Genomic DNA, 16638 nt, shown 5'->3' on the forward strand with positions numbered 1-16638 from the left:
GCGCAGCACCGTGCCGATGGGCGGAGCGTCGTCGCGCAAGCGCATTGCGCTGCCATCGGCCAGAAACGAAAAAAGGACCCGAAGGTCCTGATTTCATCGTTTCGCCGGTATCCGCTGGATGCCTGCAAAACCGTCTGGAGCGGGAAACGAGACTCGAACTCGCGACCTCAACCTTGGCAAGGTTGCGCTCTACCAACTGAGCTATTCCCGCTTGAGGCCGCGAATTTTACCGGGAACCGGCAGGCTGTCAACCATTGCCTTCGATTTTTTTCGCATTCTTGTCCGCGACCGCGGCACGCTCGTCGGCGCGCAGGCTCGGCCAGGCCGCATGCAGGTACTGGATGCCGGACAGCAGGGTCAGGATCGAGGCGATCGCCAGGGTCCAGTCGCCGATGTGGAAGATGAACAGGCCCATCCACACGCTCTCCGGCGGCGAGCCGTCGGGCATCACCGAATACAGCAGGCACAGCAGCGCGACCATCTGCGCGGTGGTCTTGACCTTGCCGATCATCGCCACCCGCACCTTGGCGCGCTGGCCGATCTCGGCCATCCACTCGCGCAGCGCCGACACCGCGATTTCGCGGCCGACGATCACCGCCGCCCAGAACGCCATCCACGGCGTCGGGTGGCCCTGCACGATCAGGAACAGCGCCACCGCGACCATCAGCTTGTCGGCCACCGGATCCAGGAACGCGCCGAACGCGGAATACTGGTGGTAGCGCCGCGCCACCCAGCCGTCCAGCCAGTCGGTGAACGCGGCCAGGCCGAAGATCGCCGCCGAGGCGAAGTTCGTCCACGTGTAGGGAAGGTAGAACACCAGCACCAGCACCGGAATCATCACGATCCGCAGCAGCGTCAGCCAGGTGGGGATGGTCAACTTCATTGCGCTGCTCTACTCGCCTGCCGGATCGGGCACCGGCAGCCCGTGCAGGTTAGCGTAGATTCGTGCAGCGAGCGCGTCGTTGATGCCTTCCACGCGCGCGATCTCCGCTTCGCCGGCGGCCTTGAGTCCGGCCAGTCCGCCGAAATGCTTCAACAGGCTGGCGCGGCGGCGCGGACCGATGCCGGGGATGTCCTCCAGCTTGCTGGTCATGCGCGCTTTCTGGCGCCGCCCGCGGTGGCCGGTGATCGCGAAACGGTGCGCCTCGTCACGCACCTGCTGAATGAACTGCAATGCCGGCGAGGCCGCACCGGGGCGCAGTTCGCGCCCGTCCGGCATCACCAGCGTCTCGTGGCCGGCGCGGCGCTCGGCGCCCTTGGCCACGCCGATCACCAGGATGCCGTCCACGCCCAGGTCGGCGAGCGCGGCGTTGGCCTGCGCCAGCTGGCCGGCGCCGCCGTCGATCAGCAGCACGTCGGGCAGCACCGCATCGCCCTTGCCCTCGCCTTCCGCGGCGCGGCGGAAGCGGCGCTCGATCGCCTGGCGCATCGCCGCGTAGTCGTCGCCCGGCTCGATGCCGCTGATGTTGTAGCGCCGGTACTGGCTGCGCACCGGGCCGCTGGCGTCGAACACCACGCACGAGGCCACGGTGGCCTCGCCCATGGTGTGGCTGATGTCGAAGCACTCCGCGCGCCGGACCGGCTCGGCCAGCCCCAGCATCTCGCGCAAGGCCTCGCTGCGCGCATGCTGCGCGTTGCGGCTGGTCAGTTCGGTGGCCAGCGTGGCCTGTGCGTTGCGGCTGGCCAGTTCCAGGTAGCCGGCGCGCTCGCCGCGCACGTTCCAGCGCAGCTGCACCTTGCGTTCGGCGGCCGAACTCAAGGCCGCTTCGATCATCTCCGCATCGTCGATCTCGCGGTCCAGCAGCACCTCGCGCGGCGGCGGCTGTTCGGCGTAGTACTGCGACACGAACGCGCCCAGCACCTCGGCGGCGCTGTCCTCGCCGTTGGTCTTGGGGAAGAACGCGCGGGTGCCGAGATTGCGGCCGTCGCGGAACGCCAGCAGCAGCACGCAGGCGTTGGCGCCCTGCATCGCGCAGGCGAGCACGTCCAGGTCGGCGGCGCGGCCGTCCACGTACTGCCGGCTCTGCATGCTGCGCAGCGAGCCGAGCAGGTCGCGCAGGCGCGCGGCGCGCTCGAATTCCAGTTGCTCGCTGGCGGCCTGCATCGCCTGCACCAGTTCCTCGCCGAGCTGGTCGCTGCGGCCGTCCAGGAACATCGTCGCGCGGCGCACCGATTCGGCGTACTCGTCGGCCGGCACCAGCGCCACGCACGGCGCGCTGCAGCGGCCGATCTGGTACTGCAGGCATGGCCGCGAGCGGTTGCGGAACACGCTGTCCTCGCAGCTGCGCAGCTTGAACAGCTTGTGCATCAGGTTCAGCGTCTCGCGCACCGCGGTGACGCCGGGATACGGGCCGAAGTAGCGTCCGGGCAGCGCGCGCGGGCCGCGGTGCAGCGCGATCCGCGGCCATTCCTCGCGGGTCAGCAGCACGTAGGGATAGCTCTTGTCGTCGCGCAACGACACGTTGTAGCGCGGCGCCAGCGACTTGATCAGCTGGTTTTCCAGCAGCAGCGCCTCGCCTTCGCTGCGGGTCACGGTGACATCCATGCGCGCGACCTGGGCCAGCATCGCCATGGTCCGCGCGTTCTTCGGCGAGGCGCTGAAATAGCTGGACACGCGCTTGCGCAGCGCGCCGGCCTTGCCGACATAGAGCAAGGTGTCGTCGGCCGCGTACATGCGGTAGACGCCGGGCGCGGTACTGAGGTTGGCGGCGAAGGCCTTGCCGTCGAACGGGGGCAGTGCGGATGCGGTCATTCGCTGATCGGCACGTCGCTCAGTTCGCCGCTGGCGATGTCGTAGCGCAACACGGCGTGGGCGTCGGTCTCGGCGATCCACACCGTGCCGGCGCTCACCGCCAGCCCGGCCGGGCCGTGCAGGCGCCGCGGCAGGGCGGTGGTCGACAGCTCGCCGCCGCCCAGGCGCAGGCTGCGCAGGCTGCCGTTGCCGCTGTCGGCGATCCACAGCAGCGGCGATTCCGGACTCAGCGCGATCGCCTGCGGAAACTGCAGGCGCGCGCGGCTGCGCGGGCCGTCCTCGTTGCCGAAGTCCCACGGCCCCTGGCCGCCGAGCAGGGTCTGCACCAGGTCGCCGCGCAGCTGCAGCGAACGCACCGCCGAGCCCAGCGCGTCGCACACGTACAGCGCCTGCTGCACCGCGGCCAGGCTGCACGGCTGCGCGAACGCGGCCAGGTGGCCGCTGCCGTCGCGCAGTTCCAGCGCGCCTGCGCCGGCACGCCAGCGCAGGGTGCGGTTGCCGAGTTCGTAGCTCCAGATGCGGTTGTCGCCGGCCATCGCGATGTGCACCTGGTTGTCGGCCACCACCACGTCCTGCGGGTGGTTCAGCGGCGCCTGCTGCGCGTGCTGCACCGGCCCTTCGACCGGTTCGCCGGCGCGGCCGTTGCCGCACAGGGTATCGACGTGGCCGCTGAGCAGGTTGATCCGGCGCAGCGCGTGGTTGCCGGTATCGGCGACGTACAGCACGCCGCGTTCCAGCGCCAGTCCGCGCGGCCGGTGGAACGCCGCCTCGCCGATGCCGCCGTCGATGAAATCGGCGGTACCCAGCCCGAACTGGCGCAGCACGCGGCCGCCGGTGGTGCATTCGAGAATGCGGTGGTGGCCGCTGTCGGCGATGTACAGGCGATCGTCGGCGACCGCCAGGCCGACCGGGAAACGCAGCGCCAGGCGCGGCTCGGGCTGGGTCTCGCGCGCATCGCGCAGCTCCTCGTCCAGCGGCAGCGACTGCCCGGCGCACAGCGCGTTGAGCGCCTTTTCCAGATCGGCGCCGCCGATCCCGACCAGGCGCTCGCGCTCATAACCGCCGGCGTCGAGCAGCACCAGGGTCGGCCAGGCCTGCACGTCGAAACGCTGCCAGGCGGCCCAGTCGGCGTCGAGCAGGATCGGCGCCGACACGCCCTGGCTGCGCAGCAGCTTCAACGCCCGCTGCGGTTCGCGCTCGCTGTCGAAGCGCGGTACCTGCACCACGATCAGCTGCAGGCGCCCTGGATTGCGCGCCTGCCACTGGCTGAGTTCGGCCAGGCGCTGCGCGCACCACACCGAGGCGGCGTTGACGAAGGCCAGCACCAGCGCGCGGCCCTGCTGCTCGCGCAGCGTGGTCGGCGCGGCATTGAGCCAGGTGCCGGGCTGCGGCAGTTCCAGGGCGGCGATCGAGTTCATCGGCCGATTATGCCGGAGCCGCCGTCGGCGGACAGTCGCGCCACGCTGCGCGCCGCCGCTTCGTCCACCAGGCGCCAGACGTCCTCGAAGTGGTCGCTGCCGCCGGTGTACGGGTCGGGGATCTCGCTGCGACCGTCCATCCCGGCCCACGGCAGCCACAGCGCCACCCGTTCCAACGCGGCGGCCGGCGCGCGCTGGCGCACGTCGCGCAGGTTGGCCGCGTCGGCGCACAGGATCCAGTCGAAGGCGGCGAAGTCGGCCGCCCGCAGCTGCCGCGCGCGCAGCCCGGCGATGTCCACGCCATGGCCGCGGGCGCAGGCGATCGCGCGCCGGTCCGGCGGCTCGCCGCTGTGCCAGTCGCCGGTCCCGGCCGAATCCACCTGCACCTGGCCGGCCAGCGGCGAGCGCTCGAGATGGTGGCGCAGCGCGCCTTCGGCCATCGGCGAGCGGCAGATATTGCCGAGACACACCAGCAGCAGCTTCATGCCAGGGCCTGCAGGTGCGCCTCGGCGCGGGCCAGGTCCTCGGGCGTGTCCACCCCGGGCGGGAACGGCTCAGGCGACAGCGCCACCGCGATGCGGAAGCCGGCCTCCAGCACCCGCAGTTGCTCCAGCGCCTCCACTTGTTCCAGCCCGCCCGGCGGCATCGCCGCGAAACGGCGCAGGAACCCGGCGCGGTAGGCATAGATGCCGATGTGGCGCAGCCACGGACCCGGCGGCAACCGTTCGCGCGAGGCGGCGAACGCGTCGCGGTGCCACGGGATCGGCGCGCGGCTGAAATACAGCGCATCGCCCCGCGCGCTGCGCACCAGCTTGACCACGTTCGGGTCGAACAGGCTGTCGGCCGAGGCGACCGGCGTGCCCAGCGTGGCCATCTCCGCGCCGCTGTCGGCCAGCGCCTGCGCCACCGCGACGATGCCGGCGGCAGGCGCGAACGGTTCGTCGCCCTGCAGGTTGACCACCAGGGTGGCGTCGTCCCAGCCGGCGATGTCGGCGCATTCGGCCAGGCGATCGGTACCGGAGACATGCGCCGCGGACGTCAGCGCGACATGCACCCCGTCCAGATCGGCCACCGCCGCGGCGATGCGCGGATCGTCCGCGGCCACCCAGACCTGCTGCGCGCCGGCGCCGAGCGCACGCCGTGCCACGTGCCGCACCAGCGGCTCGCCGCCGAGCAGGCGCAGCGGCTTGCCGGGCAGGCGCGAGGCGGCGTAGCGCGCCGGAATGGCGACGACGAAGGGCGGCGGCGCCGCGTGCGGTGCGCTCATGGGGCGCTCGCGCCGGAGGCGATAGCTGAACGCTGGAATTCACCAAACCGAAACATGCGTTGCTCTTTCCCTGTCGTTTATTGAGAATAGTTCGTATTCGCCAGAACGGCGACGACCTGCGGCTACCAGATGGCGTCCACTGCACGCCGTTTCCAGTCCGCTGCCGGCCGCGTGACATTTCGCCCTCCCCCACCATTCTATAGATCCCGCCCGATGAACCTTCCTGCCCGTTCCGCCTGGTCTGCCGCCGCGCCGGCCCGCCTCCCCGTCCGCCGCCAGGCCCTGTGCCTGGCGCTTGCCGCCCTGCTCGCGCCGCTGGCCGCCAGCGCGGCCGATACGGAAGCGGCCACGGCCGATGCGGCCACGGCCGGCGACACGGCACCGAAGCTGCTGGACAAGCTGCAGGTGGTGGCGCAGCGCAGCGACGGCTATACCCCGCCGGCCAGCGCCACCGGCACCGGCCTGGTGTTGAGTCCGCTGCAGACGCCGCAGTCGGTGAGCACGATCAGCCGCGAGCAGATGGACGATTTCGGCCTGGACAGCGCCAATGCGGTGCTGGCGCTGGCCACCGGCGTCAACGTCGAGAAGATCGAGACCGACCGCACCTACTACACCGCGCGCGGCTTCGACATCATCAATTTCCAGGTCGACGGGCTGGGCCTGCCGTTCACCAACGGCGGCGCCGAGGGCGACCTGGACACCGCGATGTACGAGCGCGTAGAGGTGCTGCGCGGCGCCAACGGCCTGCTGTCCTCGACCGGCAACCCGTCGGCGACGGTCAACTTCGTGCGCAAGCGCCCGACCGAGGAACTGCAGGGCAGCGTCGGCGTCACCGCCGGCAGCTGGGACACGCGGCGCGTGGACGCCGACCTGTCCGGCAAGCTCGACCGCAGCGGCCGCGTGCGCGGGCGCATCGTCGCCGCCGGCCAGGACGGCGACAGCTATCTGGACCGCTACTCGCTGAAGAAGCGCAGCGTCTACGGCATCGTCGAGGCTGATCTCAGCGACAGTACCTTGCTCAGCGTCGGCGCCAGTTACCAGAAGAACGAGCCGCACGGCGGCATGTGGGGCGCCTTGCCGCTGTACTACAGCGACGGCAGCGCCACCCACTACGCGCGCTCGACCAGCACCTCGGCCGACTGGTCGTACTGGAACAGCACCGACAAGCGCGCGTTCGTGGAACTGCAGCAGGCGCTGGGCGGCGGCTGGCAGCTCAAGGCCGCACTGAACTACCGCAAGCTGGAGTCGGACGGCAACCTGTTCTATGTCTACGGCACGCCCGACCGCGACACCGGGCTGGGGCTGTACTCCTATCCCTCGCGCTACGTGAGCCACGAGACCCAGAAGTACGCCGACCTCTACGCCAGCGGTCCGTTCGCCCTGGGCGGACGCGAACACGAACTGGTGGTGGGCGTGAAATGGGCCGGCATCGACGTCTCGCAGATCTCGACCTATCCCGATTCCAGCGACAGCAGCGCCTGGTTCGCGCTGCCCAGCCTGGAGGACTGGACCGGCGCCATCGCGCTGCCGGCGTTCACCACCGCGCCGACCGGCGCCGAATTCGACATGATCCGCCGCAGCGCCTACGCCACCGCGCGCTGGAATCTGAGCGACGCGCTGAAGTTGATCACCGGCGTCAACCACACGCAGATCGAGAGCCGCGGCCAGAATTACGGCGTGCAGCACGTCTACGACGACAGCAAGACCACCCCCTTCGTCGGTGCGGTCTACAATTTCGATCCGAACTACGCGCTGTACGCCAGCTATGCGGAGATCTTCAATCCGCAGACCGAGCTGGACCGCAACCTGCAGGTGCTGGATCCGATCACCGGCAGCAATGCCGAACTGGGCATCAAGGGCCAGTGGCTGCAGCAGCGGGTCAACGCCTCGTTCGCGCTGTTCCGCGCCAAGCAGGACAACACCGCCGAAACCGACCTCTACATCGGCAACGTGCAGACCTACAAGGCGGTGGACGCGACCTCCACCGGCTACGAGTTCGACCTCGCCGGCCGGCTCGGCGACCACTGGCAGCTCAACGCCGGCTACACCCAGCTGAGCCTGAAGGACGACGCGGGCCGCAACGTGCGCACCTACGTGCCGCGCCGTACCTTCAAGCTCGCCACCACCTACACGGTTCCGCAATGGGAAGCGCTGAAGCTGGGCGCGACGCTGACCTGGCAGGGCGACATCTACCGCGACCAGCAGGCGCTGGACACCAGCGGCAACGAGATCTTCACCCGCCAGGACAGCTATGCGCTGCTCGGGTTGATGGCGCACTACGACTTCACCCCGCAGTTCAGCGCCACGCTCAACGTCTACAACGTCACCGACCGCAAGTACATCAACAGCCTGTACTGGGCGCAGGGCTATTACGGCGCACCGCGCAATACCTCGCTGTCGCTGAACTACAAGTTCTGAGCGGGGGTGCGCGGCGGACATCGCGATGCGGCGATGTCCGCCTTGCCGAACGGCGCTGGCGAGCGCGACGAGCAATTCCTCGTCACGTGGCCACGCGCTGACGGGTCAGCGGCGGAGGCGTGTTCGAGGTCGGCGGCAATCAAGTCGGCCACGGCCTGGAAACGAACAGCAGGCCTGCCTACAGGCGGAACATGCGGCAGCAGTTGCGCACGGCCGCCACGTCAGCGGCCTGCGCGTGGCAGCGATCGCGAATATGACAAGGAACTAGCTGCGCGCACACCTGCGGAAAGTCCGTTACTGCGCGCGATCGGGACAGCACTTGCGTCGCATCGCGACACAGCGAGCTGTGGCCCCTATCGAGGTGTGCTCGCGACCGAACCAGCCGCACCCCCGACAGCCGAGGCCGTCGGGCTGGCCGCATGCAACAGGGTCTCGGCGCCCTGCACCGCCACTCTCGTCTCCGCTGACTGCGCCTGAGCGCAGCCAGCGCCGCTATTCGATGGCGTCGCCGCTGCGCCCGCGCAGCTTGTCCAGCCGGTCGAGCAGGCCGATCCAGAACGCGGCCGGCAACTCCGCCACCAGCGGCACGCTGAAGCACCAGTCGTTGACCAGCGCCGCGCACTTGACCGCGTCCTTCTCGGTCATCAGCACCGGCAACTCGCTGCCGAACGACAGGTCGGCGGCGCGGTAGCGGTGATGGTCGGGAAACGCGTGCGGCACCACGCCGATGCCATGCGCGCGCAGCATGTCGAAGAAGCGCTGCGGATGGGCGATGCCGGCGACGGCGTGCACGCGCTGCCCGGCGAAGCTGCGCAAGGCGCGCGCGCGGCCGCCCTGCAGCGGTTGCGCGCTGTCGATGCGCAGGCGCATCGCCCATTCGCCGAAACCGGCCTGGACTTCGCCGACATCGCTGGCCTGGCCCAGGTTGATGACCCGGAAATCGCATTCGCGGCCGCGCGCCACCGGCTCGCGCAGCGGCCCGGCCGGCAACAGGCGGCCGTTGCCGTAGCGGCGGTGGCCGTCGACCACTTCGATCTCGATGTCGCGCTGCAGCCGGTAGTGCTGCAGGCCGTCGTCGCAGACCACGATGTCGCAGCCGGCCTGCAGCAGCGCGCGCGCCGCGGCGACGCGGTCGCGGTCCACCCGCACCGGCGCGCCGGTCTTGTGCGCGATCAGCACCGGCTCGTCGCCGCCCAGTTCCGGCGTGGTCCCGGGCTCGATCCAGCGCGCGACCTGGTCCTGGCTGCGGCCGTAGCCGCGGGTGGCCACGCCCGGCGTCCAGCCGGCGTCCTGCAGCTTGCGCACCAGGGCGATGGTCAGCGGGGTCTTGCCGGTGCCGCCGGCGGTGAGGTTGCCGACCACGACCACCGGCACCGCGATGCTGTAGCGCTTGCGCCAGCCGCGCCGGTACAGCGCGCGGCGCAGGCCGATCGCCGCCGCGTACAGCGGAGTCAGCAACTGCGCGTACAGCGGCGGCGTGCCCTGGCCATACCAGTAGCCAGGCGTGTGTGGCCCGCGACCGCTCATCAGGGCTGCCTTTCGCGGAACTGCATGCTGTGCAGGTGGGCGTACAGGCCGCCCTGGGCGAGCAGCGCGTGGTGGGTGCCGCGCTCGACGATGCGGCCGTGGTCCATCACCAGCACCTGGTCGGCATGCTCGATGGTGGACAGGCGGTGCGCGATGACCAGCGTGGTGCGCTCGGGCATCAGCCGGTGCAGCGCATCCTGCACCAGGCGCTCGGATTCGTTGTCCAGCGCGGCGGTGGCTTCGTCCAGGATCAGGATCGGCGCGTCGCGCAGGATCGCGCGGGCGATCGCCAGGCGCTGGCGCTGACCGCCGGACAGCAGCGCGCCGTTCTCGCCGACCGGGGTGCGCAGCTGCAGCGGCAGCCGCTCGATGAACTCCCAGGCATTGGCGGCCTCGGCCGCGGCGCGGATCTGCGCGTCGCTGGCCTGCGTGCCGTAGGCGATGTTGGCGGCGATGGTGTCGTCGAACAGCATCACCCGCTGCCCGACCAGGGCGATCTGCCGGCGCAGGTCGTGCAGGCGGTAGTCGTGCAGCGGCACCCCGTCCAGGGTGATGCTGCCGCCGCTGGGTTCGTAGAAGCGCGGCACCAGCCGCACCAGGCTGGTCTTGCCGCTGCCGGAGCGGCCGACGATGGCGGTGACCGTGCCCGGCCTGGCGGTGAAGCTGATGTCGTCCAGCGCCAGTCCGCTGTCCTGGCGGTAGCGCAGCATCACCTTGTCGAACGCCAGTTCGCCGCGCACGCGCTGCACCGACACGCTGCCGCTGTCGCGTTCCTCCGGCGTGTCCAGGATCGAGAACAGACGTTCGGCCGCGGCCACGCCGCGCGAGATCGAGGTCTGCACGCTGGTCAGCCGGCGCAGCGACGGGATGATCGCCATCATCGAGGTCATCAGCGCGATGAACTGGCCCGGGTTCAGGCGCCCGGCCAGCGCCTCGCGGGTGGAGACCCAGACGATCGCCGCCAGCGCCACCGCGGCCAGGAACTGGACCATGCTCGAGGCCAGCGCGCGGGTGGTCTCGACCTTCATGTTCAGGCCCAGCATGCGGTTGGCCAGCACCGCGTAACGCGAGATCTCCAGCGACTGGGTGCCATGCACCTTCACTTCCTGCTGCGCGCTCAGCGATTGCTCGGCACTCTGCGCCATCGAGCCCATGCCGTCCTGGATGCCGCGGCTGATCTTGCGGTAGCGCTTGCCAACGTAGGAGACGATGACCCCGATCAACGGCGCCACCACCAGCAGCGCCAGGGTGACCTTGACGCTCATCTGCAGCATCACCACCAGCATGTAGAAGATGGTCAGGGTGTCGGCGACGATGGTCTTCAAGGCGTCGGCGGCGGCCTGGGTGACCTGCTCGGTATCGAAGTTCAGCCGGCTGACCATCACCGGCGTGGCCTCCACGTCGAAGTGCGAGGACGGCAGGTGCAGGTACTTGGCCAGCACCTGCTCGCGCAGGTCGCGCACCACGCTGCGCCCGGTGCGCGCCATACAGTAGTCGCCGACGAAGGTGGCGAAGCTGCGCATCACGAACAGGCCCAGGATCGCCAGCGGCAGCAGCACCGCCATGCGCGGCTCCGGATTGACGAAGCCGCGATTGACCAACGGGTCCATCAGCCGGGTGAAGAAGTAGCCGGCGGTGGCTTCCACCACCATCGCCACCAGCGCGGCGGCCAGCATCACCCAATAGGCGCGGGTATATCCGAGCAGCCGACGGTAGATCGGCCAGACCGGTGCCATCTTGCCGCTCACTGTTTGACTTCCGGCGCGGTGGCGATGGCGATGCGGCGGAAGCCGAGCTGGCCCAGCGCGTCCTGCGCGGTGACCACGGCCTGGTAGGGAGTGCGCGCATCGGCGCGCAGCAGCACCGGCTGCTCGCGGTCGTCGCCGGCGACCTGGGCGATGCTGCGCTTGACCGACTCCACATCGGTGCGCAGCACTTCCTGGTCGTTGATGAAATAGTGCCCGTCGGCGTTGACCAGCACGCTCAGCGCACGCGGCGGCGCCGGGTTGTGCTGGTCGCTGGCGTTGGGCAGTTGCAGTTGCAGCGTGGAACGAGCGTCGAAGGTGGTGGTCACTACGAAGAAGATGATCAGGACAAGGATGACGTCGATCAGGGGCACCAGGTCGATATGCGGCTCGTCCTGGCCGCGGTCGTCGCGGATCCGCACCGGCTCAGCCCTTGGCCGGCGCAGCGGCGCCGCCGCGCGCAGCCGGACGCGGCGCGGCCGGCGTCGCCGCGCCCGCACGGCCGTGGCCGTCGAGGACGTCGCTCAGGGCGGTGGCTTCGCGCTCCATCTCGATGATGTAGCCGGCGATGCGGCTCTTGAAATAGCGGTGGAAGACCAGCGCCGGCACCGCGATGATCATGCCGGTGGCGGTGCACACCAGCGCCTTGCCGATCCCGCCGGCGAGCTGGTTCACGTCGCCGACGCCGTGGTCGAGGATGCCCAGGAACATCTGGATCATGCCGACCACGGTGCCGAGCAGGCCGAGCAGCGGCCCGGCCGAGGCCACCGTGCCCAACGCGTTCAGGAACCTCTCCATGCGATGCACGACGTGGCGGCCGGTGTCCTCGATGCGTTCGCGGACGATCTCGCGCGGCCGGCTGCGCACGTCCAGCCCGGCGGCGAGCAGCTCGCCCAACGGGGAATTGCGCCGCAGCGACTCGATGTGGGTCGGGTCGAGCTTGCCGCGCGTGGCCCAGTTGCGCACTTCCTGGCCCAGCCCCGGCGGCAGCACTTCGCTACGGCGCAGGCTCCAGAACCGCTCCAGGACGATCGCCAGCGCGACCACGCCCAACAGCAGCAACGGCACCATCGGCCAGCCACCGGCCTTGACCAGTTCCCACACGTTGCAACCCTCCGGCACGTTCGGCCGTTCGTTCACTGGCCGATAGGATAGCAGCCGCCCGCGCCCGCTCCGCGGCATCCCACAGCCGCGCCCGCCACGGCCGCCGTTCGCGCAGCTGCAGGCCGGCGTGTCCCAGCCACACGCGCAGCGCGCCGCCGTGCGGGGTGGTGGCGACCTCGGCGCCGGACGCCTGCCAGCGCGCCACCACCGCCGCCCGCGGATGGCCGAAGCGGTTGCCCTCGCCGGCCGAGATCAGCACCAGCCGCGCGCCGGTGGCGGCGACGAAGGCCGCCTGCGAGGAATGCGCGCTGCCGTGATGCGGCGCCAGCACCACGTCGGCGCGCAGGTCCTGCGGGGCCTGGCGCAGCAGCCGGCGCTCGATCACATCGCCGATGTCGCCGGTCAGCAGCATCGCGCCATGCGCGGTTTCCACCCGCAGCACGCAGCTGGACTCGTTGTCGAGATAGGGAAAGCCGGGCGCCGGATGCAGGAAGCGGAAACGCACCCCGTCCCATTCCCACGCCGCTCCGGCCAGGCACGGCCGGTCGACCCGTACCGGCGCGCCGGCCGGCGCCTCGGCCAGGCCGACCGGCAGCGCCGCGCGCACCGCCTCGAAGCCGCCGGCGTGGTCGTTGTCTCCATGGCTGATCACGGCCCGGTCCAGGCGCGCCACGCCGAGCGCGTGCAGCGTCGGCACCACCGCGCGCTCGCCGGCGTCGTAGCCGTCCTTGATCGCCGGGCCGGCGTCGTACAGCACCTGATGCCGTGCGGTACGCACCAGCACCGACAGGCCCTGGCCGACGTCGATCATCACCAGTTCCACTTCGCCCGCCGCCGGCCGCTCCAGCGGCGGCCAGAACAGCGGCAACCACAGCAGCGCCGCCAGCGGCTTGCCCGGCACCGCGCGCGGCAACAGCAGCCAGAACGCACCGAACAACGCCAGCGGCAGCGCCCAGTCGCGCGCCTCCGGCAGCCACCACAGCGCGAAGCGGCTTTCGCCCAGCGCGGTGAACAGCGGCCAGCTCAGGTCGAAGCACGCCGCCGCCGCGCGCCATGCCCACACCCCGGCGCCGGCGTGCACCGCCTCCAACGCGCTGCCGAGCAGCGCCAGCGGCACCACCACCAGGCTCCACCACGGGATCGCCAGCAGGTTGGCGAGCGGCCCGGCCGCCGAGGCCTGGCCGAACAGCATCGTGCTCAGCGGCAGCAGGCCCAGCGTGGCAACGCCCTGCGCCGACAGGAATTGGCGCAGTTTGTCGCGCCAGCCGCTGCCCGCGACCGGCATGCACCAGGCCAGCCAGGCCACGCCGAGGAAGCTCAGCCAGAAGCCGGCGGACAGCACCGCCAGCGGGTCGAACGCGAGCATGACGATCGCCGCCAGCGCCAGCGCATCGACCACGCGTACCGGGCGCCGCCACAGCCGCGCCGCCACGACCACCGCGATCATCAACGCGGTGCGCACGGTGGGCAGCGCCATCCCCGACAGCACGGTGTAGCCGCCGGCACCGAGCACCGCCAGCAGCGCAGCGGCCTGGCGGCGCGGCCAATGCCGCCCCAGCCGCGGCCACAGCCGCCACAGGCCGCCGCCGAGCAACGCGAACGCGCCGGCGACCAGGCCGACATGGAAGCCCGAGATGGCAATCAAGTGGGTCAGGCCGGCGGCGCGCAGGATGCGCCAGTCGCGGTCGTCCAGCATGCGCGTGTCGCCGAGCGCCAGTGCCTGCACATAGCGCGCCGACGCATTCGGCACCGCTGCCGCGATCCGCGCCGCCAGGCGCTCGCGCCAGGCATCGATGCCGTGTCCCGGCGCCAGTTCGACGGCCGCGTGCGGCGCGGTCACATAGCCGCTGGCGCTGATCCGCTGCGCCAGCGCATACGCCTCAGCATCGAAACCGCCGGGATTGCTGAGCCCGCGCGGCGCGCGCAGGCGCACGCTCAGACGCCAGCGCGCGCCGGCATGCAGCGCCGTGCGCGGCCCAGGCGCGTGCGCACCGAAGTCGTCGTACCAGGCCAGTTGCAACAAACGCCCGCGCAACGGCGCCGGCTGCGCCGGATCGGCGTCCACCCGGAACATGAACCGCGTGCGCCGCACCTCGGCCTGCGGCAGCTCCACCACCTGCCCCTGCAACGTCGCCACGCGCTTCTCCCAGTCGGCGGGCAGTTGCCGCGCCAGCACCATGCCGGCGATCAGCCCCAACCAGCCGCAGCCCACGGGGAAGGCGCCCAGCCATCGCCAGCGCGGCATGCCGACGCAGACCGCGATGCCGCCGAGCAGCAGCGCCAGCGACAACGGCCACGGCGCCAACCGCGGCAGCCACAAGGCGGCCAGCACGCCGGCGGCGAGGCTGGCGGCGACGGCAATGCCGAACGGGGCGACCGCAATGCCGTGCCACGGCGCAGACGTCGGCGCGGACGCCGGCGCCACGCGCTCATGGCCACTCGCGGATATGCGGCATTGCTGCATACGATCGCCACTCCTTGGCGGGGCACTAACGTGCGGATGGAAATGCGACGGCCCGGTTCGCGACCGGTGGCGACCAGCACGACGGAAACCGCATCGCCAGCGTCGCGCGCCGATCGACCGACCGCTATCGGCCAAGTCCAGGGCAGTGCGTAGGAATTCGCCTCAGCCGCCGCATCGGTCGGTGGCTGGGCCGCATCCCCTGCCCGGCCGCGACGCGGCGGGCGAGGCGAACCGACATCGCTGCCGCGGCGAGGCGGGCCGGAACGCTCGACATCCCCGCCAAGTGGCCGCAGTGCCGTCGCTACGCACCCGCATCCGCGTCCCGATCGTCGTTGCGGCGGCACGCAGCAGCGCCAGGCGAGCGCAGCTACGGCGACCGCGCCAGGGGCAAGCACGCGATCTCGCCCGGACCCGGCACGACCGACGACGCGACCTGCGTCGATGCCTGCCGCGCCAGGCCCGGCAGTGCGATCAGACCGGCGCTGGCGCCAGCGCCCTGGCCGGCGTCCAGTTGCCATGCAACGACATGCGCATCCGCAACGGCACCTTGATGCGCGCCACCGGGCCATCGGCCATGCGCAGCGAATCGAACACCAGCAACTCGGTATCCTCGCCGTGCAAGTGGTTCAGCAGCGCGAGCACATAGCCGTCGCCTTCCGCCGCGTCGGCAGAACGCGGCACGAAGACCGGCTCCTGGAAGCATTGCGCATCGCCCGGATACCAGGCTTCGCTGGTGCCGGCCACCAAATCGACATGCGCCAGCTGGTTGAAGAACTGGAACGGCGGCGCGCCGAGCGAGGCGTCGAACGGCAGCGTCGGGTCGAACGCCAGCACGAAGCCATGCCGATACGGCTTGCCGCTGTAGCGTTCGTCGCAGCGCGGGAACTCGCACGGGAATTCGGTCAGCGCCACCGGCTCGATCGCGCCGCCCTGGGCGCTGAGGTCGAACGTCCAGCGCATCAGCTGCGAGCGCAGCGTCTCCGGCGACGGCACCGACCCATCGGCCTGCGGGAAGAAGTAGAAGACGTTGCCCGACGTCACCGGCATGTCCAGATAGAGCTTGCCGCCCTCTTCGTAGGCGTTGAGGGTATGGCCCTGGAAACCGTCCTTGGGGCCGGTGAACCAGCGCACGTCCTCGGCACCGCCGCCGCGCGGCAGCACGCCGAACAATTGCGGCAGATCCGGTTGCCACTGGAAATGCTGCCCGCCCTGGCGCATACGCTGCACATCCACGGTCAGCGGAATGAGCGGAAACACGACATGGTGCTCGGTGACCGCGAAGTCGTGGATCATCGCCGCGTACGGCGCCTCGAACCAGACTTCCTGCTTCAGCTTGCCCTGGGCGTCGAGCTCGAAATAGGCGATGTCCGGCGTGCCGTCGCCCTTGGCTTCATAGGCGAAGCACAGCAGGTCGCCGTTGTCGGGATCGACCTTGGGATGGGCGGTGAAGGTAGCCGAGGTGATCTGCCCGCCGAAGTCCCAGACCCCGCGCGTCTGCAGCGTGTGCGGATCGAGCGCGTAAGGCAGCGCGTCTTCCTTCATCGCCAGCAGCACGCCGCCATGGAACAGCACGGTGGTATTGGCGGTGGTGTTGTTGGCGGCGGCCAGCGCATCGTTGGTGTGCACGTTGCGATAGACGCCGTTGAGCGAACGCCCTTCGCGGCGCTGCGCCAGCAGGCGGTCGGTCTGCACATAGCGGCGGCGCAGGCTGACCCGGCCAGCTTCGAAACGGAACGCGCTGACCAGACCGTCGCCGTTGAAGAAGATGTCCTTGCCCAGCATCGGCGGGTACTGCGAATCGGGCGAGACCTGGAAGAAGACGCCGTCGATCGCGGCCGGCACCTCGCCTTCGATCTGCAGGTCGACCACATCGGCTTCGACGCGGCTGGGCTTGTACAGCCCGGTGAATTCGGGGATTTGCGGAAACAGCATGCTCATGGTGT

General features: G+C 70.5%; 12 protein-coding genes and 1 tRNA gene. 1 reads left to right on the forward strand and 12 read right to left on the reverse strand.

Going from position 1 to position 16638, the window contains the following annotated elements; genetic code table 11:
* Positions 1 to 135 precede the first annotated feature (135 nt).
* The 6 genes from AB8810_RS14400 to kdsB all read right to left on the reverse strand — a co-directional run bounded on the left by AB8810_RS14400 (position 136) and on the right by kdsB (position 5437).
* Positions 136 to 211: transfer RNA gene (locus AB8810_RS14400), tRNA-Gly, on the reverse strand.
* 36 nt (positions 212 to 247) lie between these two features.
* A complete protein-coding gene (gene pgsA / locus AB8810_RS14405; protein WP_003472804.1) occupies positions 248 to 883 on the reverse strand; it encodes a CDP-diacylglycerol--glycerol-3-phosphate 3-phosphatidyltransferase in 636 nt (211 codons plus the stop codon).
* Between the two features lie 9 nt (positions 884 to 892).
* Positions 893 to 2752 (reverse strand): excinuclease ABC subunit UvrC, encoded by a 1860-nt coding sequence (uvrC, locus tag AB8810_RS14410; RefSeq protein ID WP_179564044.1) that lies wholly within the window; start codon positions 2750 to 2752, stop codon positions 893 to 895.
* Positions 2749 to 4170 carry a hypothetical protein gene (locus tag AB8810_RS14415; protein ID WP_369914023.1) on the reverse strand — a complete coding sequence of 474 codons (1422 nt, stop codon included), beginning with the start codon at positions 4168 to 4170 and terminating at the stop codon, positions 2749 to 2751. The genes uvrC and AB8810_RS14415 overlap by 4 nt, the downstream gene beginning before the upstream one ends.
* A complete protein-coding gene (locus AB8810_RS14420) occupies positions 4167 to 4655 on the reverse strand; it encodes a low molecular weight protein-tyrosine-phosphatase (RefSeq protein WP_191826452.1) in 489 nt (162 codons plus the stop codon). Before AB8810_RS14420 ends, AB8810_RS14415 begins: the two co-directional genes overlap by 4 nt.
* Positions 4652 to 5437, reverse strand: a complete 786-nt coding sequence (gene kdsB / locus AB8810_RS14425; RefSeq protein ID WP_179564041.1) for a 3-deoxy-manno-octulosonate cytidylyltransferase — start codon at positions 5435 to 5437, stop codon at positions 4652 to 4654. Before kdsB ends, AB8810_RS14420 begins: the two co-directional genes overlap by 4 nt.
* 213 nt (positions 5438 to 5650) lie before the next feature.
* Between kdsB and AB8810_RS14430 the strand changes: the two genes are divergently transcribed.
* The gene (locus AB8810_RS14430) at positions 5651 to 7855 is read left to right on the forward strand and encodes a TonB-dependent siderophore receptor (RefSeq protein ID WP_225210093.1); all 2205 of its coding nucleotides are present in this window, start codon (positions 5651 to 5653) and stop codon (positions 7853 to 7855) included.
* Between the two features lie 492 nt (positions 7856 to 8347).
* On the opposite strand, the gene lpxK is transcribed toward AB8810_RS14430, so the two are convergent.
* The 6 genes from lpxK to AB8810_RS14460 form a co-directional block, all read right to left on the reverse strand.
* The gene (gene lpxK, locus AB8810_RS14435) at positions 8348 to 9382 is read right to left on the reverse strand and encodes a tetraacyldisaccharide 4'-kinase (protein ID WP_179564040.1); all 1035 of its coding nucleotides are present in this window, start codon (positions 9380 to 9382) and stop codon (positions 8348 to 8350) included.
* On the reverse strand, positions 9382 to 11118 hold the full coding sequence (msbA, locus tag AB8810_RS14440; RefSeq protein ID WP_191826510.1) for a lipid A export permease/ATP-binding protein MsbA: 1737 nt from the start codon (positions 11116 to 11118) through the stop codon (positions 9382 to 9384). Before msbA ends, lpxK begins: the two co-directional genes overlap by 1 nt.
* 8 nt (positions 11119 to 11126) lie before the next feature.
* Positions 11127 to 11549, reverse strand: a complete 423-nt coding sequence (locus AB8810_RS14445; protein ID WP_179564038.1) for a biopolymer transporter ExbD — start codon at positions 11547 to 11549, stop codon at positions 11127 to 11129.
* Between the two features lie 4 nt (positions 11550 to 11553).
* Positions 11554 to 12231 carry a MotA/TolQ/ExbB proton channel family protein gene (locus AB8810_RS14450; RefSeq protein WP_179564036.1) on the reverse strand — a complete coding sequence of 226 codons (678 nt, stop codon included), beginning with the start codon at positions 12229 to 12231 and terminating at the stop codon, positions 11554 to 11556.
* A complete protein-coding gene (locus AB8810_RS14455; protein ID WP_369914024.1) occupies positions 12125 to 14695 on the reverse strand; it encodes a DNA internalization-related competence protein ComEC/Rec2 in 2571 nt (856 codons plus the stop codon). The genes AB8810_RS14450 and AB8810_RS14455 overlap by 107 nt, the downstream gene beginning before the upstream one ends.
* Before the next feature lie 471 nt (positions 14696 to 15166).
* Positions 15167 to 16633, reverse strand: a complete 1467-nt coding sequence (locus AB8810_RS14460; RefSeq protein WP_369914025.1) for a carotenoid oxygenase family protein — start codon at positions 16631 to 16633, stop codon at positions 15167 to 15169.
* Positions 16634 to 16638 lie beyond the last annotated feature (5 nt).

The organism is Xanthomonas sp. NCPPB 3005, from assembly GCF_041228095.2.
In the GTDB taxonomy this organism is placed as follows: Bacteria; Pseudomonadota; Gammaproteobacteria; order Xanthomonadales; family Xanthomonadaceae; genus Xanthomonas_A; species Xanthomonas_A bonasiae.